This window comes from Pseudenterobacter timonensis, from assembly GCF_900021175.1.
In the GTDB taxonomy this organism is placed as follows: Bacteria; Pseudomonadota; Gammaproteobacteria; order Enterobacterales; family Enterobacteriaceae; genus Enterobacter; species Enterobacter timonensis.
Genome location: NZ_FCOP01000011.1, coordinates 824,653 through 842,372, shown reverse-complemented (window position 1 = coordinate 842,372; position 17,720 = coordinate 824,653). Strand labels below are relative to the sequence as shown.

Sequence of the window (17,720 nt, the reverse complement as noted above, 5' to 3'; positions counted from 1 at the left end):
TCAGCTCCGCTTTTCGCTGGCATTAAGAAAACCGCCAAAGCGCTGGCGGAAACGCGCGGCGCTCCCTTCTGTGGAGAGGGTTTTCTGCTTACCGGTGTAATAGGGGTGGGATTTCGACGAGACGTCGAGCGTGACATACGGGTAAGTCACGCCGTCCAGTTCGATTTCACGATCGGTTTTGATGGTCGAGCCCACTTTAAAATATTCGTTCACGGTAGTGTCATGGAAAACTACGGTGCGGTAGTAAGGGTGGATATCAGGTTTCATTGGCGATCCTATGTTTTGTTATAACATAACATTAATCCTATGCCGTTCCCGATCAAAAAACAACCCTTCCCGTAATGGGGTGTTGTATCCTGTTTCTGGCAACGCGAATAACAGTAGCCTTAAGTTCTTTTTGTTTCTTTTTGAGCTGGCTAAGATCAAATCTTGCCGCATGCTATAACATTATCATTTAGCGTCATTTTACTTCTTATTCGAAACTCTCCCTCCCGCCGACTAACCGGGTATTCAGGAAAGGTACGACAGCATGACAACGCGACATCTGATCAGCCTGGTTATCGGTGTGTTGATCTTATCGGTGCTGCTTCCCGTCAGTCTCAGCGTCTGGCTGGCGCATCGACAGGCGGAGGAGAAATTTGTCGACGATCTTAATCATTATGCTTCCCGCGTACTTATACGCACCACCCGAGTCGTGGATCAGGGGAAAATGGCGTTAGACCTTCTGGAGCGCAATCACGATGCTCCCTGCCAGCACGCGCATCTGCTGGCGCTGCGCCGCGTGGCCTACTCGCTGCTCTATATTCAGGAAACGCTCTATATGGACAATCTCCAGCCGATCTGTTCATCCCTGGAGCAGGAAAGTAATGCGCCCCCCTTCCCCCCTCCCGGGCGTATCACTCCGGATGGCTATAAGACCTGGCTGACAGAACATAACGATCTCGGTTTTAAACGTTATATGGCGGCAATGGGGAAAGGCCGGTATGTAGTAATAATCGACCCGGATTCACTGATCGACGTGATCCCTTTGAGTTCGTGGCCTATCGAGGTGGCGATGGTCAGTCCTGACGGAAGGATCTTTGCCAGCAGCAGCCAGCTCGATCCGGAGATTTGGCAAAAGCTTCGCCAGCAGAAGCTTGAACCGCTCCAGCACAACGGCTTTTTGTATGTCGCCAGAGAAGTGCCTGAGCTGCACTTCACCCTTGTGAGCTGGGCATCCCTGGCGCCGTTAAAAGATAGCTGGCACCGGCAGCTGCTTTTCTGGCTTCCCTTTGGCGCCCTGCTTAGCCTGGCGGCCGCGCTCTTTATTCTGCGCGTCTTAAGCCGCCTCCAGTCTCCGCGCAACCGCCTGCTGGACGCTCTCCACGCCCGCGAAATCGAGGTGCATTACCAGCCCATCGTAACGCTCAGCAGCGGCAAAATCGTTGGCGCCGAGGCGCTCGCCCGCTGGCCGCAGCCTGACGGCACCTTTCTGCCGCCCAATAGCTTTATTCCACTGGCGGAGCAGACCGGGCTAACGGCAAAGCTTACCCGGCTGGTTATCGAGAGGGTGTTTGAAGATATGGGCGACTGGCTGCACCACCATCCGGACAAACATATCTCCATCAACCTGGCGCCGGCCGATCTGCGCTGCAAAGAGTTGCCTCCCCTGCTGGCCACGCTTTTAAACCGCTGGCGCGTGCTGCCGCAGCAAATCGCCCTGGAGCTGACCGAGCGTGGCTTTGCCGATCCAACTATCAGCGCGCCGGTTATCGCGGGCTATCGCCGGGCCGGTCACGCCGTCTATATCGACGATTTCGGCACCGGCTACTCCAGCCTCAGCTACCTGCAGGATCTGGACGTCGATATTCTGAAAATTGATAAGTCGTTCGTGGATGCGCTGGAGTATAAAAACGTGACGCCACACATTATCGAGATGGCGAAATCGCTGAATCTGGCGATGGTGGCTGAAGGAATAGAGACCGAAGGCCAGCTCGCATGGCTGCGTAAGCACGGCGTGCAGTATGGCCAGGGGTGGCTCTACAGCAAGGCATTAGCCAAAGGGGAGTTTATTCTCTGGGCGGAAAATAACCTGGAGCCGGAGTAAGCCCCAGGAACGTATTTTCAGGCCATCTCCTCCGGTCGCGCAGCGGCGCATCGCCGGGTCGGGTAACGAAACCACGGCAGGCAGAGCTGGATCAGCGGCCCGATAGTCAGCGCGTATAGTACCGTGCCAACTCCAAAGGTGCCGCCCAGCGCGCATCCCGTCAGCAGCACCGCCAGTTCAATTGCCGTGCGCACGCGCCGTACAGACCAGCCAGTACGCGCGTTGATACCGGTCATAAGCCCATCGCGCGGTCCGGCGCCAAAGCCAGCCCCGATATACATACCTGTCGCCAGGGCGTTAACCACTATGGCCGCCGCCAGCATCACGCTGCGCGCCGTCAGCGCGCTCATCGCCGGCAGCAGAGATAACGCCGCGTCGGCGGCCAGGCCAATCACAATCACATTGCTGAGCGTACCCAGTCCCGGCCACTGGCGCAGAGGGATCCACAGCAGCAGCACCAACGCTCCGGTCAGGATAATGACGGTGCCAATGTCCATTGACAGCAGTTTTGCCACGCCGAGATGAAAGACGTTCCATGGATCGGCCCCCAGATCGGCACGGACAAACATCGCGGTGGAAAGGCCATAAAGCCCCAGTCCGATATAGAGTTGCAGCAGGCGACGCAGCATAATTTTCCTCCGGTAGTTGAGACTTCCATCTTTACCGAAATTGGTCTTATGATTAATGACCAGTTTTCAAATAGTGGTCTGCCTATGTCATCACGCCGTTTCGCAAGTCAGTCGCTGGTTCGCCTGCTCGGTCACTGGCAGCAGCCCGGCTCCCGCATGCCACTCTGGCGACAGCTGGCGGACGCGCTACGGCTGTTGATCCTCGACGGCCGTCTGGCGCTGGACACACGCCTGCCCGGCGAGCGGGAGCTGGCCGCCGCGCTGGCGGTCAGCCGCACCACCGTGGGCAGCGCGCTGGCGCATCTGCGGGAAGAGGGCTATCTGGAGAGCCGACACGGCAGCGGCTCACGCGTGCTACTGCCTGCGGGCCGTCCCATGCAGGCCAGCGCCGTGAGCGGCGAAGGGGTTGATCTCTCCACGGCCGCGCTGGGTGCCGGCCCCGAAATCCATCAGGCCTATACCCATGCGATTGCCGCTCTGCCACAGCACCTTCATCAGACAGGTTACGAGCGCTTCGGCCTGCCCGCGCTGCGCGAGACGATCGCCGCCCGCTACAGCGCGCGCGGGCTTCCCACGCAGGCGGATGAGGTTATGATTGTGAACGGCGCAGTAAGCGGCCTGGCGATGGTGCTGCGTATGTTAACCGGCCCCGGCGACCGGGTGCTGGTCGATCACCCCACCTATCCGCTGGCGATTGCCGCCATCCAGGGGGCCTCATGCCGTCCGGTGGGTGTCTCTCTGCCGGAGAGAGGGTGGGATGTCGCCGGGTTTGCCGCGACCGTCGCGCAGACCTCGCCGCGTCTCGCCTGGCTGATGCCTGATTTCCATAATCCGACCGGGCGCTGTATGGATATCGCCACCCGACAGGCGATAGCCGATATCGCGGCCAATACCCGCACGACGCTGGTTGTTGACGAGACGATGGTCGATCTCTGGTATGACGAGCCGCCGCCTGCGCCGCTGGCGGCGTTTAACTCCCGGGCGTCAGTCATTACTATCGGCTCTGCCGGAAAAAGCTTCTGGGGCGGGCTGCGCCTGGGCTGGATCCGCGCCCCGGCACGTACCCTTGCCGCGCTGGCGCAGGCGCGTGACACCCTCGATCTCGGCTCTCCGCTTCTGGAGCAGCTAGCAACGCAGTGGCTTATTGAGCATGAGGCTCAAATTTTACCCGCGCGTCGGCAGATGCTGGCTCTTCGCCGGGATATCTGCGGCGCCCTGATGCGTGAACATTTTCCCCAGTGGCGTTTTGAGGTCCCGCAGGGAGGTCTCTCTTACTGGATTGAGCTTCCGGATAGCGTGGCGACGTCGCTGGCCGCGCGGGCTGAGACGCAGGGGATCCATCTGGGGACCGGTACACGCTTTGGCCTCGCCGGGGCATTTGATCGCTATCTACGTATACCTTTCACGCTGGAATCGGACGCGCTTGAAGAGGCGTTGCTGAAAATTAAGACGCTGTGGTTGCCGCTTGATAAAGCGGAGACGCCCTTCAGAAGACGGGTGATTTAAAACGGCGTGCCCGGTTGCGGCCAGCCGTTTTTACGGTTGCAGCTTAATGCTGCGGGGGAATGGGGAAACCTTTGAGGGAGATCACGAAGCTATCGCCCTCTTTTTTTATTTTAGCGCCGGTATCACACCAGTCTGAGGCGATACGAAAAAATTCATCACTTCCAACATTCCAGCCCAGACGGACACGCTTTACATACCCTGAACGTAACAGGTCGCAGGCTTCTTTATAGTCGTTGGCGATTGTCGAATGGCTTTTCATTTTCTCTTCTTCAGAATTTTACGTAATGCTTTGGTTTCTTTAGGATTAAAAGGAAGGATGTTCTCTTCTTCCGTGTGCTGATTATCTATCTCCTCTTCCGATACCCCCGCCTCTTCCGCTGCCTCAAAAGCCAGCAACAGCAGTTTTTCTGTGGTTACGCTTAAATTTTCATTATGAACTTCTGCGTAGTGGCGGAGTTTTTCTTTCAGCGCTTCATCAATTTTTACGTTCAATACCGCCGTGGCCATGTCTGAAACATCCTTTCGCAATAAGAGCGTTTTATAAGAGAAGGAACCCGGTATTAAGATGCCAGCGAATTGTGACGGGTTTATGACAAAAAGATGTCAGCGTCATGAAAAATGGGTGAAATATTCGTAACAAAAAAGAGGGAGGCAGAAATGGGTGGGGGCCCTGCCAGCTACATCCCGGCACACGCGTCATCTGCCTTGGCTGCTTCCTTCCGGACCTGACCTGGTAAACAGAGTAGCGTTGCGGGAGAACCAACAGAGCCCCCATTGAGAGCGTTGATAACCAACGCGCTGGCGCATTATCCCTGCAGCGGAAAGCAATTGCAAGTTAGCCTCAACCGGATGCTGGTTTATTACGCAACAAACCATTATTTTTCACTAAAACGGGGCGTGATACCCTGTAAGCGACAAATCAGGTATCAGGAGTCCCCGTGAACGAGCATGACGCTTTTCCGCAGCGAGTCTGGCAAATCGTTGCCGCGATCCCCGAAGGCTATGTCACCACCTATGGCGATGTCGCCCGACTGGCCGGTTCGCCGCGCGCGGCGCGACAGGTGGGCGGCGTGCTAAAACGACTGCCCGAGGGGAGCAAGCTGCCATGGCATCGGGTCGTTAACCGGCATGGCGCCATCTCTCTGAAAGGGCCAGATTTGCAGCGTCAGCGTCAGGCTTTATTAGCTGAAGGGGTCGAAGTATCGGGTCGCGGGGAGATCGATTTAGCGCGCTATCGCTGGATCGGGTAGCTTCCCTCCCCCGTCCGGGAGAGGGATATGGCGCTTAGAACTGAGTGGGGGCAGGAACCGCGTTAGACGGATTAACCTGAGTCGGCGACGTTGACGGCACCGTTGTTGCCGCACCACCGCTCTGCTGCATCGGTACGGCTGTCTGCTGTACAGGCACCAGCGTCAGGTCAGCTTTAGAGCCGCCCTGGTTAAGCACTGGCTTCACCGTATCGGTGATAAAGACCAGTTTGCCGTCGACGGTGATGGCTGCGCTCAGGAGAATGCGCGCATTCGGCTGGACGTCAGAAGGTTTAAACGGCAGTACAAAGCTGTAAGGCGGCTGTTTCCCTTCGGTACGCACCGCTTTCTGAGCCAGCACTTTTGACGGTGCGTCGGCCATGGACGCGTCAGAGAGGGTAACGGTCAATACCGCGTCAGGCGGCAGGGCCACTTTCTGACGGATCCAGACGGTACCGGAAACATTCGGCTGCTGAATAACTGGCTGGGTGTTTACGCCAGCGGTATTTGGGTTTGGCGCTGGCGTCTGGATGTCCGCACTTTTATCCGCACAGGCGGACAGGGCAACCGCTACCGCTAAACCACTTAACATGTGAACGAGTTTCATTGAAGTCTCCTTATCATCAATGCCCCAGCGGGATCGATCCCGTCGGATGAGTGGTTAACATTAAGATAACGTAACCAAGTGTGGCACAGCTCACTCATTTTTGCCTGGTTTCAGCCGCTTATTCAGACTAATGTACCCATCCGACCACTTCCTTTTCTGCGTTATAATCAGCTTATCTTTCGCCACGGCGTATTATTGAGGACGTTTATGAGTCAGGCCCTGAACAATCTGCTGACATTACTGAATCTGGAAAAAATAGAAGAAGGCCTCTTTCGCGGGCAGAGCGAAGATTTGGGCCTGCGACAGGTCTTTGGCGGTCAGGTTGTGGGCCAGGCGCTCTATGCCGCCAAAGAGACCGTGCCCGCGGATCGTCTGGTGCACTCTTTTCACAGCTACTTTCTGCGTCCCGGCGACAGCGCCAAACCTATCGTCTATGACGTAGAAGTGCTGCGCGATGGTCAAAGCTTCAGCGCGCGCCGCGTCGCGGCGATCCAGAACGGTAAGCCCATCTTCTATATGACCGCCTCGTTTCAGGCGCCGGAGCCGGGATATGAGCATCAAAAACCGATGCCTGCTGCCCCCTCCCCGGAGGGGCTGAAATCAGAAACGGAGATTGCCCGCGAGCTGGCGCATTTTCTGCCGCCGCAGGCAAAAGAGAAATTCCTCTGTGATAAGCCGCTGGAGATCCGCCCGGTGGAGTTTCATAACCCGCTTAAGGGCCACATCGCAGAACCCAGACGGCAGGTCTGGATCCGCGCCAACGGCACCGTTCCGGATGAGTTCGGCGTCCATCAGTATCTGCTGGGCTACGCCTCCGACTTTAACTTCCTGCCGGTTGCCCTGCAGCCGCACGGGGTGGGCTTCCTGGAAAAAGGGATGCAGGTCGCGACTATTGACCACTCCATGTGGTTCCATCGTCCGTTTAACATGAATGAGTGGCTGCTCTACAGCGTGGAGAGTACGTCGGCATCAAGCGCGCGCGGCTTTGTACGCGGGGAGTTCTATACTCAGGATGGCGTACTGGTGGCGTCCACGGTGCAGGAAGGGGTGATGCGTAACCGGGGATGAGATGACGCGCCCCCTGTGAACGAAAACGGCAACCTCCTGGTTGCCGTTTTGTTTTATCGATGCCACCGCCGGGCAATAGATTATGCGTTGTAAGCGTTCTCGCCGTGGCTGTTAACGTCCAGCCCTTCGCGCTCCTGCTCTTCCGGTACGCGCAGGCCAACGGTCATATCCGCCAGCTTGTAACCAATAAAGGCGACAATGCCCGACCAGACGATGGTGATAGCGATACTTTCCAGCTGCACCAGCACCTGATGCCCCATCGTGACGCCTTCGGCAAAGCCTACGCCGCCGAGGGAGGTCGCCGCGAAGATCCCGGTCATGATGCAACCCACAATACCGCAAACGCCGTGCACGCCAAATACGTCACAGGGATCGTCCACGCGCAGGAGGCGCTTGAGCGCGGTAACGCCCCACAGCCCGGCCAGACCCGCCACGATACCGATAATCAGCGCGCCGCCGACGCCAACGAAGCCACAGGCTGGCGTAATACCGACCAGACCGGCAATGGCACCGGAGCAGGCGCCGAGCAGGGAGGGTTTCCCGCGCACGGCCCATTCGCCAAATATCCAGGAGAGGATCGCCCCCGCCGTCGCCACAACGGTATTAACGAAGGCCAGAGCGGCGATTTCGTTGGCAGCGCTGGCGGAGCCGGCGTTGAAACCAAACCAGCCGAAGTAGAGGATCGCCGTCCCGGTAAAGACCATCGGCAGGTTGTGCGGCTTAAACGCCTCTTTGCCAAAGCCCACGCGCTTGCCGATAAGATAGGCGCCCACCAGCCCGGCCACCGCCGCGTTGATATGCACCACCGTACCACCGGCGAAGTCCAGCGCGCCGTGCGAAGCCAGCAGACCACCGCCCCAGACCATATGCGCAATCGGAACATAGGAGAGCGTCAGCCACACCACCACGAAGATGAGCACCGCCGAAAAGCGGATACGTTCCGCCAGCGCCCCGACGATCAGCCCCACGGTAATGCAGGCAAACGAGCCCTGGAACGCCACGTGAATATACTGGTAGAAGCTGCCCATCACGGCGGTCAGCTCGATATTTTTCAGCATCGCCCAGTTGAAGCTGCCGAAGAAATTGTTGCCCTCACCAAACGCCAGCGAGTAGCCGTAAACCACCCACAGCACGCACACCAGCGCAAAGGTCACCGCCACCTGGGTGAGCATAGAGAGAACGTTTTTGCCGCGGATTAGGCCGCCATAAAAGAGGGCAATGCCCGGGATAGTCATGAACAGCACCAGCGCGGTGCAGATCATCATAAAGGCGTTGTCGGCTTTATCCGCGACCGCCGGGGCGGCCATCGCCAGCCCGGGCAGCAGCGCCAGAGACCCCAGAGCCGATTTGATTGTGCATGTTTTCATTGTGTTGATCCCTATCGCTGTATGCAGGAGTGACTTAAAGAGCCGCTTCGTCAGCTTCGCCCGTACGGATGCGAATGACGCGCTGCAGTTCGGCAACGAAAATTTTACCGTCGCCAATTTTTCCGGTGTAGGCCGCCTTGCTGATAACGTCGATCACTTCATCGAGCTGATCGTCCGCAATCGCCACGTCGATCTTCACCTTCGGCAGAAAGTTGACGCTGTATTCCGCGCCACGGTAAAGCTCGGCGTGCCCCTTCTGACGACCAAAGCCCTTCACTTCGGTCACCGTTAATCCCTGAATACCCACTAAAGACAGTGCTTCGCGCACGTCCTCCAGCTTGAATGGCTTAATTACCACCGTTACCAGCTTCATAGATCCCCTCCAGTCAGAATTTGCTTGTCGCCGCAGCTCACCTGAGAGTTATTGCAAGCGGTGTGCCAGGATTGAAAACGGCGTGAAAAGGCAGTGGCGGGCTGATGGCGTAAAGCGCGAAGGGAAAGCGGTTAAAAAAACGCACCATGCCAGTGCATGATGCGTTACGATTCTGCACCAACAACATTCGTTGAAGATGCTCTGCCTGATTTTGGTGCATCAGGCGCTAAGGGAGGCCTCCTCGCGGGTAGCGGCGGCCAGCTCCTCCCCCGCCAGCTGCAGCTGGTACATCTGCCAGTAGCGTCCTTTCGCCGCCAGCAGCTCACGGTGGGTGCCACGCTCCACCGCCTGACCGCGATGCAGCACCAGAATGGTGTCTGCCTCCACGATGGTGGAGAGACGATGGGCAATCACCACCAACGTCGTGCGATCGCGCACAGCCGCCAGCGCCTGCTGGATTGCCTGCTCCGTACCGGAGTCAATGCTGGCGGTGGCTTCATCCAGAATCAGCACCTGCGGGGTTTCGATAAGCACCCGCGCCAGCGCCAGCAGCTGTTTCTGCCCTACAGAGAGGTTGTTACCCTGCTCGCCGAGCCGGGTATGGATCCCCTCGCTCATGCTTCTGGCCAGATCCGCCAGCTGCACTTTTTCCAGCACCGCCCAGACCTGTTCCTCGCTGAAGGCGCGTCCCAGCGTGACGTTGGCAAAAAAGGAGTCCGCAAGCACCACCGGATCCTGCTGCACCATCGCCACCCCTTTACGCAACGTATGGTGGCTAAGCGAGGCGAGCGGACGGCCATCCAGGCGAATCTCCCCCTGCGTCAGCGGGTAGTAGCCCATCAGCAAACTGGCGAGCGTGCTCTTGCCGCTGCCAGTGTGACCAACCAGCGCCACAAAGCTGCGCGACGGCACGTTCAGGTCGATATCCTTCAGCACCAGACGATCGTCCTGGTAGGCAAACGAAACATGGTCAAAGGCGATCGCTCCGCTTTGCAAAGGACGCTCATCATCACCGTAGCGCTGGCGCGGCCTGTCCATCAGCTCAAAAACGCGCTCCCCCGCCACCACCGCCTGTTGCAGCATCGACTGCTGGGTAGTGAGCTCGATCAGCGGCTCGTTAAGACGGCCAAGATAGCTAATAAAGGCATAAAGCACCCCGACTTCGATCGTCCCTACAGAGGTAAAGCCGAACACCATCAGCAGGCCGCAGAGCACCAGGGAAGAGAAAAGACTCAGCAGGGGCCGCAGCAGAAAGCCATCCAGCCGCAGGGTCTGCATCCGCGCCATATAGTGGGAGCGACTCGCCTCGCCCATCCGTTCGCCAAAACGCGCCTGCTGGCGAAACTGCTGGATCACGCTCATGCCGTTGATCACTTCGTTGAAGCCATCGTTAATGTCTGCCAGATAGGCGCGGACCCGGCGTACAATCGGCGTGCTGTAACGCTGGTAGATAAGCATCACCGTCAACACCGCCGGGAAGATAGTCATCGCCACCAGCGCCATGCGCCAGTCGAGGGTGAACATCGCCACCAGCATGGCGCCGATCAGCGCCGCGCTGCGCAGCACCGTTGCCACCACCGTTACGTAGAGATCGCGGATCACTTCGGTGTCGTTGGTGACGCGGGAGATCACCTGGCCCACCGGCTGGGTATCAAATTCACTCAGCGGCTGGCGCAGCGCGGCGTCCATCACGTCAGTGCGCAATTGTTGCACCACCCCAACGGCGGCGCGGTTAAAGAGCAGGGATTGCGTATAGTGCAGCGCGGCCGCCAGCACCTGCAGGCCCACGTAGGCCGCCGCCAGCCCTGCGACCATCCCCAGCGGCAGATGATTTTTCGCCACCATATTGTCGATAAAATAGCTGATCAACAGGGGACCGCTCACCTCGGCGATAGCGGCAATCCACAGCATCGCCACCGCCAGCGAGAGCGGCTTGCGCCACGGCGATCCATACGCCAGAAGACGTTTCAGCGTCGGCCACAGCTCGGCAAATTTACGCATTCGCTACCTCCTCGTTCAGCTCTGGCGCATCGTCCAGCGCCGCTTCAAGCTGCTGATAGCGATACATATCGCGATACCATCCCGGCTGCCCGACGAGCTGCTCATGCTGGCCGCGCTGGGCAATATGACCGTGCTGCAATACCAGAATTTCGTTCGCTTCGGTGAGCGCCGACAGCCGGTGCGCGCTGATAATCACCGTGCGCCCCTCGCCCCACTCGCGCAGATTATGCAAAATCTGATGTTCGGTGCGGCCATCCACAGCGGAGAGCGCGTCGTCCAGAATCAGGATTTCCGCATTGAGCAGCAGCGCGCGGGCGATGGCGATACGCTGTTTCTGACCGCCGGAGAGCATCACGCCGCGCTCTCCTACCTCTGTTTCATAACCCTGCGGCAGCCGCAGGATATCCTCATGCACGCTTGCCAGCCGCGCCACATGTTCAATCTCCTCCGGGGTGGCGTTCGGGTGACCGAGCGCGATGTTATTGGCGACAGTGTCGGAGAATAAAAACGGCGTCTGACTCACCACCGCCAGGCGGCTGCGCCAGGCGTCCAGCTGCAGGCGCGGGAGGGGGATATCGTGAAAGCGAATCTCCCCCTGCCCCACGTCGAAGTGCCGCTGAATTAAGGCCAGCAGGGTACTTTTTCCTGCCCCCGTCGGGCCGCAAATCCCAAGCATCTCTCCCGGCGTCAGGGTGAAGTGAAGATTCTCCAGCGCCGGGTGGTCAGTCTGCGGCCAGGCAAACTCCCGGATCGCCACGGCCAGGGTTCCCCGCCCGTCGGGAACCGTTTCGCTGCCGTCGTTAACCACCGGCGCCTCCGCCAGCATGGCGCGGATACGGCTGTAGGCTGCGCTGCCGCGCTCGACGATATTAAACATCCACGCCAGCGCCAGCATCGGCCAGATCATCAGCCCCAGGTACATGGCGAAGCTGGTTAACTGGCCCAGCGTCAGCGTGCCGTTGATGACCATCCAGCTGCCGCCGCCGATGGCCAGCAGGTTCGCCATGCCGATAGCGATATAGATAGTAGGATCGAAGCGGGCGTCGATACGCGCCACGCGCATATTTTTGGCCCCGGTATCCGCCGCATCGGCGGCAAAAAGCGCCGACTGGCGATCTTCCAGGCCAAAGGCTTTGATCATGCGGATACTGGTCATGCTCTCCTGGGTGCGGTCGTTGAGCGAGGAGAAGGCCGCCTGGGCGAGTTTGAAACGCTCGTGCAGCTGGTCGCCGTAGCGTTTGATTGCCAGCGCCATGACCGGCATCGGCAGCAGCGCCAGCAGGGTGAGCTGCCAGCTGATCTGGGTGGACATCACAATCAACACCGCGCAGCCCATCACCAGCGAATCCACCAGCGTCAGCACCCCTTCCCCGGCGGCAAACACCACCCGATCCACATCGTTAGTGGCGCGCGCAATCAGATCGCCGGTGCGATGGCGCAGGTAAAACTCCGGATGCTGGCGGCTGAGCTGACGATAAAAATCTTCCCGCAGCTCTACCGCTAGCTGATAGGAGGCGCCGAACAGCAGCACGCGCCAGACATAGCGCAGCAGGTAGACAATCACCGCGGTTAACACCAGCGTGCCGATCCACATCCACACCCGTACGGCGGTGTAATGCTGTTGCGTAACGCCATCCACCACAAAGCCCACCACTTTGGGCGGCAGCAGCTGAAGAATGGCAATGATAATAAGCAGGGCTACTGCGCCGAGGTAGCGTCGCCACTCCCGGCGGAAATACCAGCCTAACTGAGCAAATAATCGCACGCGGTTAATTCCTGAGGTCTTGTTCGACGTTATTCAATGGGTAGCGCGGTAGTATATTTTATCTGTTCCATCGCAAAGCTGGAGGTGACATCCGTAAGGCCCGGCACGCTATTGACAAGCCGCTTATAAAAGTCGTCGTAGCGTTTCATGTCCGCCACCTGTACGCGCAGCAGGTAGTCATACTCTCCGGCCATCCGCCAGAAGCCGAGCACCTCGGTCATTTCCCCCACCTGCGTAACGAACTGGCTGTACCATTCGCTGCTGTGATGTTGCGTTTTGATAAGCACGAACGCGGTCAGCCCAAGCCCGAGCTTTTCAGGGTTGAGCAGCGCCACCCGCCCCAGAAGGATACCGTCATCCTCCAGCCGCTTGAGCCGTTTCCAGCAGGGGGTGGTGGTCAGATTAACGGCATCAGCCAGCGCCTGCAAAGAGAGGGTGCAGTCGTTCTGGAGTAAAGAGAGCAGCTTACGGTCAATTTTGTCTAACATATCCGCCTCTGAGAGAATTTTTTTCTCCTTACATTCTATTTTAAAGGCCGGATGGCAACAATTTTTTCCCGGCTTTTCGCTATTCTGGGCACAAAATGACAAAATGGAACATTTAATGATCAGCTCCTGGGTTAAAGATGCTATCAGCGAAATTAACGCCGACTATCAGCGCTCAGCGGATACGCATCTGATTCGTCTCCCCCTGCCGGGTTTTCCGGGGATCTCGCTCTATCTTAAAGATGAAAGCACCCACCCTACCGGCAGCCTGAAGCACCGCCTGGCGCGCTCGCTCTTTTTATATGGCCTGTGTAACGGCTGGATCAAAGAGGGCACGCCGGTTATCGAATCCTCCTCCGGCTCGACCGCCGTCTCGGAAGCTTATTTCGCCCGTCTGCTGGGGCTGCCGTTTATCGCCGTCATGCCCGCCAGCACCGCGAAACGCAAAGTTGAGCAGATCGAATTTTATGGCGGGCGCTGCCATTTTGTGGAAAGCGCCTGTGAGATTTACGCCGCCTCCGGAATGCTTGCCCGCGAGCTGGGCGGCCACTATATGGATCAGTTTACCTATGCCGAGCGCGCCACCGACTGGCGCGGCAATAACAATATTGCCGAAAGCATCTACCGGCAGATGCGCAGCGAGCCGCATCCCGTTCCCGCGTACGTTGTGATGAGCGCAGGCACCGGCGGCACCTCCGCCACGATTGGCCGTTATATCCGCTGCCAGGGTTACGACACGCGCCTGATGGTTGTGGATCCGCAAAACTCCGTCTTTTTCGACTACTGGCACTCCCGCGATGCAACGCTGCGAAGCCCGACAGGCAGCCGAATCGAAGGGATTGGCCGCCCGCGCGTGGAGCCGTCGTTCATCCCGGACGTGGTGGATGAGATGCTGCGCGTACCCGACGCGGCAAGCATCGCCGCCGCCCACTGGCTGGAGACGCAGCTTGGCCGTAAGGTTGGCGCTTCAACCGGCACCAACGTCTGGGGCGCCCTGCAGCTGGCGGCGCGGATGCGGGCGTCCGGGGAGCAGGGCTCCATCGTGACGCTTATCTGCGACAGCGGAGAGCGCTACCTGGACACCTACTATCACGAAGAGTGGGTAAAACAGCACATCGGGGATATCGCGCCGTGGAGAGCGGAGATTAACCAGCTTGTCGCATAAAAAAAGCCAGACCTGCGTCTGGCTTGCCGGAAACATCTGACTATTCGGGGGAATAGGGAAGATCGGGTTTATCCAGCCAATGGTTCAAAAAATGGGAGACTGCTTCGTTACGGCAGTGACCGATAACCGGCAGATGGGCCAGCTCGGCGATAAGCTGCGGCATGGCGTTGCCCATAATCAGGCCGCGACCAACGCTTCCCAGCATTTCGCGATCGTTCATCGCGTCGCCAAACGCCATACAGTCGTTCAGAGTCAGCCCCAGACGATCGCTCAGCACCGCCAGGGCTGAGCCTTTGTTGCACCCCACCGGCAGCACTTCCAGGCAGTCGAACGCTGAAAAGGTTAAATGCGCCCGGACGCCCAGCGCCTCGTTAAGCTGAATACGCAGGCGACGCAGATCGTCATGATCGCCACAAAAACAGATTTTAGTCACCGCATGGGCCGGGATACGACGCAGGTCGGTAATTTGATAGCGAAAGCCGCTATAGGCATGGGCCTTCAGCAACAGCGGATCCTCCTGTCCCGTCAGCCAGCCGGTATCGTTAAAAACATGCATGCTGGCGCGGGTGTCCCAGCGGCTGTGCAATACCTGCTCTGCAACAGACGGGTCAAGATCCTGCCGATAAATGACCTCTCCCTCATTAGTGTGAATGCGGGTGCCGTTACCGGTGATAAGAAACGCATCCAGCGCCAGCTTGTCCAGCAGGTGGCGCATCTCCAGCACGTGGCGGCCGGTGGCAAAGGTCAGAGTAATATCACGCTCCCGCAGCCGCTTCAGTACACTCAGGGTGTTGTCGCCTAAGCGGTGATCCGGCATTAAAAGCGTGCCGTCCATATCAAATGCAGCGAGCCGAGCCATGTTTACTCCCGAAATGTGATGCGGTGACTTGTGAACCAGTATTGCCTGCGATATACGGAAGTAATAGTGAATAGATGAAAATTATTGTTCCGGGTTTATTATGCGCCAGCTCAACCGCCTTAATCAGTATCAGCGCCTGTGGCACCCCTCCGCCGGAGCGCCGCAGCGTGTTACCGTTACCGAACTTGCCGAACGCTGTTTTTGCAGCGAGCGGCACGTGCGTACGCTGTTGCGCCAGGCGCAGGAGGCGGGCTGGCTTAGCTGGCGGGCACAATCCGGGCGCGGAAAACGCGGGGAACTCACCTTTCACGTGTCGCCCGAGACCCTGCGCAACCGGATGATGGAAGAGGCGCTCAGAAGCGGGCATAAACATACCGCGCTCGAACTGGCCCAGCTTGCGCCGCAGGATATTCGCGCGCTGCTGGAGCCCTTTCTCGGCGGGCAGTGGCAGAACGATACCCCTACGCTGCGTATTCCTTACTATCGCCCACTCGATCCGCTGCAGCCGGGCTTCCTGCCGGGACGCGCCGAACAGCATCTGGCGGGCCAGGTTTTTTCCGGCCTGACGCGCTTTAATGGCAACTGCAGCACGCCCGCGGGCGATCTGGCCCACCACTGGGAGATCTCAGCCGATGGGCTGCGCTGGCATTTCTACATCCGCTCTACGCTCCACTGGCATAACGGCGATAAAATCGAAACGGCGCAGCTGCAGGCAAGCCTGACGGCGCTGCTCGCCCTGCCCGTTCTGCAGCGGCTGTTTGCCAGCGTGCAACGCACGGAGGTGACCCATCCGCAGTGTTTAACCTTTGTGCTGCATCAGCCAGACTACTGGCTGGCGCACCGTCTGGCGAGCTACGCCAGTCGTCTTGCCCACCCGGAGCGCCCTGACATCGGCAGCGGCCCGTTCCGCATCGCCGCCTGGGAGCCCGAGCTGGTGCGTCTGGAGTGCCACGAACAGTATCATCTCAGCCATCCGCTGCTGAAGGCGATCGAATACTGGATCACGCCGCAGCTGTTCGATCGCGGGCTGGGAACCAGCTGCCGCCATCCGGTACAAATCGCCATCGGCGAGCCGGAGGAGCTGGCCAGCCTGCGCCTGGTCAGCAACAGTATTAGCCTGGGCTTCTGTTATCTCACGCTCAAGCAGAGCTCCGGACTCAGCGAGATGCAGGCGCGCCGGTTAATCAATATCATCCATCAAACCCTGCTGCTTACCCTGCCGCTGGAGAAAAATCTTATCACCCCCTCCCGGGAACTGCTGCCGGGCTGGGCCATTCCGCAGTGGCCCGCCCTCAACCATGTGACGCTTCCCGCGACGCTGACGCTGGTTTATCACCTCCCCGTTGAGCTGCATATCATGGCTGAACAGCTGAAACGGTACCTGGCACAGCAGGGCTGCGACCTTACGGTTATTTTTCATGACGCGAAAACCTGGGATGGCTGCGCCTCGCTTGCGCAGGCGGATATGATGATGGGCGATCGCCTGATTGGTGAAGCGCCGGAGTCGACGCTTGAGCAGTGGCTGCGCTGCGATATCCTCTGGCCGCATCTGTTGAGCGCGCCGGAATTTGCGCATCTGCAGGCGACGCTGGACGCGGTACAAAAGCAGGCCTGCGAACAGGATCGGCATGCGAAGCTTAAGGAGATCTTCGCCAGATTGATGGAGAAAGCGGTGCTAACACCGCTCTTCAACTACCAGTATCAGGTTAGCGCGCCCCCTGGCGTCAATGGTATTCGCCTCAATACCCGCGGCTGGTTCGATTTTACCGAGGCGTGGCTGCCAGCGCCAAAAGAGTGAAGAAGCTGGTCGCGGTCAGGCTCAGCGGTTACCATTATCCTTTTACCGTAACTGTCGAGACTATCTATGAAACGTGCCGTGGTCGTATTCAGCGGAGGACAAGATTCCACTACCTGCCTGATTCAGGCGCTTCAGCAGTATGATGAAGTGCATTGCGTAACGTTTGATTATGGGCAGCGCCATCGTGCGGAGATCGACGTAGCCCGTGATTTAGCGCTGCAACTGGGCGCCCGGGCGCATAAGGTGCTGGACGTAACCCTGCTCAACGAACTGGCGGTCAGCAGCCTGACCCGCGATAACATTCCGGTTCCGGACTATGCTCCCGACGCCAGCGGCATTCCCAATACCTTTGTTCCTGGCCGTAATATCCTCTTCCTGACGCTGACCGCGATTTACGCCTATCAGGTGCAGGCCGAGGCGGTGATCACCGGCGTGTGCGAAACCGATTTTTCCGGTTACCCTGACTGCCGGGATGAGTTTGTTAAGGCGCTAAACCATGCGGTGAATTTAGGCATGGCGAAAGAAATACGCTTCGAAACGCCGCTGATGTGGCTCGATAAAGCCGAAACCTGGGCGCTGGCCGACTACTGGGGTAAGCTGGATCTGGTGCGCTATGAGACGCTCACCTGCTATAACGGCATTAAGGGCGAAGGCTGCGGCGAATGCGCCGCCTGCAACCTGCGAGCTAACGGTCTGAACCACTACCTGGCCGATAAGCCTGCGGTCATGGCGGCGATGAAGCAGAAAACCGGGCTGCAATAAGG

General features: G+C 58.6%; 18 protein-coding genes and 1 other RNA gene. 7 read left to right on the top strand and 12 right to left on the bottom strand.

Annotated features, from left to right (window positions below; all coding sequences use genetic code 11):
• Window positions 1-267, bottom strand: a complete 267-nt coding sequence (locus BN3796_RS10250; RefSeq protein ID WP_061708246.1) for a type B 50S ribosomal protein L31 — start codon at window positions 265-267, stop codon at window positions 1-3.
• Window positions 268-529: 262 nt separating this feature from the next.
• Here BN3796_RS10250 and BN3796_RS10245 point away from each other — a divergent pair, with 262 nt between their 5' ends.
• Window positions 530-2,086 (top strand): EAL domain-containing protein, encoded by a 1,557-nt coding sequence (locus tag BN3796_RS10245; RefSeq protein ID WP_061708245.1) that lies wholly within the window; start codon window positions 530-532, stop codon window positions 2,084-2,086.
• A gap of 17 nt (window positions 2,087-2,103) precedes the next feature.
• Here the strand turns inward: BN3796_RS10245 and yczE are convergent, their stop codons facing one another.
• Window positions 2,104-2,715: a membrane protein YczE gene (gene yczE, locus BN3796_RS10240; RefSeq protein ID WP_061708244.1), complete on the bottom strand. Its 612-nt coding sequence runs from the start codon at window positions 2,713-2,715 to the stop codon at window positions 2,104-2,106.
• Window positions 2,716-2,799: 84 nt separating this feature from the next.
• Here yczE and yczR point away from each other — a divergent pair, with 84 nt between their 5' ends.
• On the top strand, window positions 2,800-4,221 hold the full coding sequence (gene yczR, locus BN3796_RS10235) for a MocR-like transcription factor YczR (protein ID WP_061708840.1): 1,422 nt from the start codon (window positions 2,800-2,802) through the stop codon (window positions 4,219-4,221).
• Window positions 4,222-4,264: 43 nt separating this feature from the next.
• Here the strand turns inward: yczR and BN3796_RS10230 are convergent, their stop codons facing one another.
• From BN3796_RS10230 to ffs, 3 genes are all read right to left on the bottom strand, one after another.
• Window positions 4,265-4,480 carry a hypothetical protein gene (locus BN3796_RS10230; RefSeq protein WP_061708243.1) on the bottom strand — a complete coding sequence of 72 codons (216 nt, stop codon included), beginning with the start codon at window positions 4,478-4,480 and terminating at the stop codon, window positions 4,265-4,267.
• Window positions 4,477-4,728, bottom strand: a complete 252-nt coding sequence (locus BN3796_RS10225; protein WP_061708242.1) for a hypothetical protein — start codon at window positions 4,726-4,728, stop codon at window positions 4,477-4,479. Before BN3796_RS10225 ends, BN3796_RS10230 begins: the two co-directional genes overlap by 4 nt.
• Window positions 4,729-4,889: 161 nt before the next feature.
• An RNA gene (gene ffs / locus BN3796_RS10220) (signal recognition particle sRNA small type) lies at window positions 4,890-4,986 on the bottom strand.
• 173 nt (window positions 4,987-5,159) lie between these two features.
• Here ffs and BN3796_RS10215 point away from each other — a divergent pair.
• A complete protein-coding gene (locus BN3796_RS10215) occupies window positions 5,160-5,471 on the top strand; it encodes an MGMT family protein (protein WP_061708241.1) in 312 nt (103 codons plus the stop codon).
• Window positions 5,472-5,505: 34 nt separating this feature from the next.
• On the opposite strand, the gene BN3796_RS10210 is transcribed toward BN3796_RS10215, so the two are convergent.
• The gene (locus tag BN3796_RS10210; RefSeq protein ID WP_061708240.1) at window positions 5,506-6,075 is read right to left on the bottom strand and encodes a YbaY family lipoprotein; all 570 of its coding nucleotides are present in this window, start codon (window positions 6,073-6,075) and stop codon (window positions 5,506-5,508) included.
• 207 nt (window positions 6,076-6,282) lie between these two features.
• Here BN3796_RS10210 and tesB point away from each other — a divergent pair, with 207 nt between their 5' ends.
• The gene (gene tesB / locus BN3796_RS10205) at window positions 6,283-7,143 is read left to right on the top strand and encodes an acyl-CoA thioesterase II (protein ID WP_061708239.1); all 861 of its coding nucleotides are present in this window, start codon (window positions 6,283-6,285) and stop codon (window positions 7,141-7,143) included.
• Between the two features lie 80 nt (window positions 7,144-7,223).
• Here the strand turns inward: tesB and amtB are convergent, their stop codons facing one another.
• From amtB to BN3796_RS10180, 5 genes are all read right to left on the bottom strand, one after another.
• Window positions 7,224-8,510 (bottom strand): ammonium transporter AmtB, encoded by a 1,287-nt coding sequence (amtB, locus tag BN3796_RS10200; RefSeq protein WP_061708238.1) that lies wholly within the window; start codon window positions 8,508-8,510, stop codon window positions 7,224-7,226.
• 34 nt (window positions 8,511-8,544) lie between these two features.
• Window positions 8,545-8,883 carry a P-II family nitrogen regulator gene (gene glnK, locus BN3796_RS10195; protein ID WP_061708237.1) on the bottom strand — a complete coding sequence of 113 codons (339 nt, stop codon included), beginning with the start codon at window positions 8,881-8,883 and terminating at the stop codon, window positions 8,545-8,547.
• A 219-nt stretch (window positions 8,884-9,102) separates the two neighbouring features.
• A complete protein-coding gene (locus tag BN3796_RS10190; protein ID WP_061708236.1) occupies window positions 9,103-10,884 on the bottom strand; it encodes a SmdB family multidrug efflux ABC transporter permease/ATP-binding protein in 1,782 nt (593 codons plus the stop codon).
• Entirely contained in the window at window positions 10,877-12,649 is a 1,773-nt protein-coding gene (locus BN3796_RS10185) for a SmdA family multidrug ABC transporter permease/ATP-binding protein (RefSeq protein WP_061708235.1), read from the bottom strand. Before BN3796_RS10185 ends, BN3796_RS10190 begins: the two co-directional genes overlap by 8 nt.
• A 29-nt stretch (window positions 12,650-12,678) precedes the next feature.
• Entirely contained in the window at window positions 12,679-13,137 is a 459-nt protein-coding gene (locus BN3796_RS10180; RefSeq protein WP_061708234.1) for an Lrp/AsnC family transcriptional regulator, read from the bottom strand.
• A gap of 115 nt (window positions 13,138-13,252) precedes the next feature.
• Here BN3796_RS10180 and BN3796_RS10175 point away from each other — a divergent pair, with 115 nt between their 5' ends.
• Window positions 13,253-14,299: a PLP-dependent cysteine synthase family protein gene (locus tag BN3796_RS10175; protein ID WP_061708233.1), complete on the top strand. Its 1,047-nt coding sequence runs from the start codon at window positions 13,253-13,255 to the stop codon at window positions 14,297-14,299.
• Window positions 14,300-14,339: 40 nt separating this feature from the next.
• Here BN3796_RS10175 and cof read toward each other — a convergent pair whose 3' ends face one another.
• Window positions 14,340-15,158, bottom strand: coding sequence for an HMP-PP phosphatase (cof, locus tag BN3796_RS10170; RefSeq protein WP_061708232.1), 819 nt, complete (start codon window positions 15,156-15,158; stop codon window positions 14,340-14,342).
• 100 nt (window positions 15,159-15,258) lie between these two features.
• Here cof and BN3796_RS10165 point away from each other — a divergent pair, with 100 nt between their 5' ends.
• Window positions 15,259-16,956, top strand: coding sequence for an SgrR family transcriptional regulator (locus BN3796_RS10165; protein ID WP_061708231.1), 1,698 nt, complete (start codon window positions 15,259-15,261; stop codon window positions 16,954-16,956).
• 66 nt (window positions 16,957-17,022) lie between these two features.
• On the top strand, window positions 17,023-17,718 hold the full coding sequence (gene queC, locus BN3796_RS10160; RefSeq protein WP_061708230.1) for a 7-cyano-7-deazaguanine synthase QueC: 696 nt from the start codon (window positions 17,023-17,025) through the stop codon (window positions 17,716-17,718).
• Window positions 17,719-17,720 lie beyond the last annotated feature (2 nt).

Excerpts from the sequence above, each read along its gene's own strand:
- BN3796_RS10250 (WP_061708246.1), bottom strand. The coding sequence starts at position 267 with ATGAAACCTGATATCCACCCTTACTACCGCACCGTAGTTTTCCATGAC.
- BN3796_RS10245 (WP_061708245.1), top strand. The coding sequence starts at position 530 with ATGACAACGCGACATCTGATCAGCCTGGTTATCGGTGTGTTGATCTTA.
- yczE (WP_061708244.1), bottom strand. The coding sequence starts at position 2,715 with ATGCTGCGTCGCCTGCTGCAACTCTATATCGGACTGGGGCTTTATGGC.
- yczR (WP_061708840.1), top strand. The coding sequence starts at position 2,800 with ATGTCATCACGCCGTTTCGCAAGTCAGTCGCTGGTTCGCCTGCTCGGT.
- BN3796_RS10230 (WP_061708243.1), bottom strand. The coding sequence starts at position 4,480 with ATGAAAAGCCATTCGACAATCGCCAACGACTATAAAGAAGCCTGCGAC.
- BN3796_RS10225 (WP_061708242.1), bottom strand. The coding sequence starts at position 4,728 with ATGGCCACGGCGGTATTGAACGTAAAAATTGATGAAGCGCTGAAAGAA.
- BN3796_RS10210 (WP_061708240.1), bottom strand. The coding sequence starts at position 6,075 with ATGAAACTCGTTCACATGTTAAGTGGTTTAGCGGTAGCGGTTGCCCTG.
- tesB (WP_061708239.1), top strand. The coding sequence starts at position 6,283 with ATGAGTCAGGCCCTGAACAATCTGCTGACATTACTGAATCTGGAAAAA.
- amtB (WP_061708238.1), bottom strand. The coding sequence starts at position 8,510 with ATGAAAACATGCACAATCAAATCGGCTCTGGGGTCTCTGGCGCTGCTG.
- glnK (WP_061708237.1), bottom strand. The coding sequence starts at position 8,883 with ATGAAGCTGGTAACGGTGGTAATTAAGCCATTCAAGCTGGAGGACGTG.
- BN3796_RS10190 (WP_061708236.1), bottom strand. The coding sequence starts at position 10,884 with ATGCGTAAATTTGCCGAGCTGTGGCCGACGCTGAAACGTCTTCTGGCG.
- BN3796_RS10180 (WP_061708234.1), bottom strand. The coding sequence starts at position 13,137 with ATGTTAGACAAAATTGACCGTAAGCTGCTCTCTTTACTCCAGAACGAC.
- BN3796_RS10175 (WP_061708233.1), top strand. The coding sequence starts at position 13,253 with ATGATCAGCTCCTGGGTTAAAGATGCTATCAGCGAAATTAACGCCGAC.
- cof (WP_061708232.1), bottom strand. The coding sequence starts at position 15,158 with ATGGCTCGGCTCGCTGCATTTGATATGGACGGCACGCTTTTAATGCCG.
- BN3796_RS10165 (WP_061708231.1), top strand. The coding sequence starts at position 15,259 with ATGCGCCAGCTCAACCGCCTTAATCAGTATCAGCGCCTGTGGCACCCC.
- queC (WP_061708230.1), top strand. The coding sequence starts at position 17,023 with ATGAAACGTGCCGTGGTCGTATTCAGCGGAGGACAAGATTCCACTACC.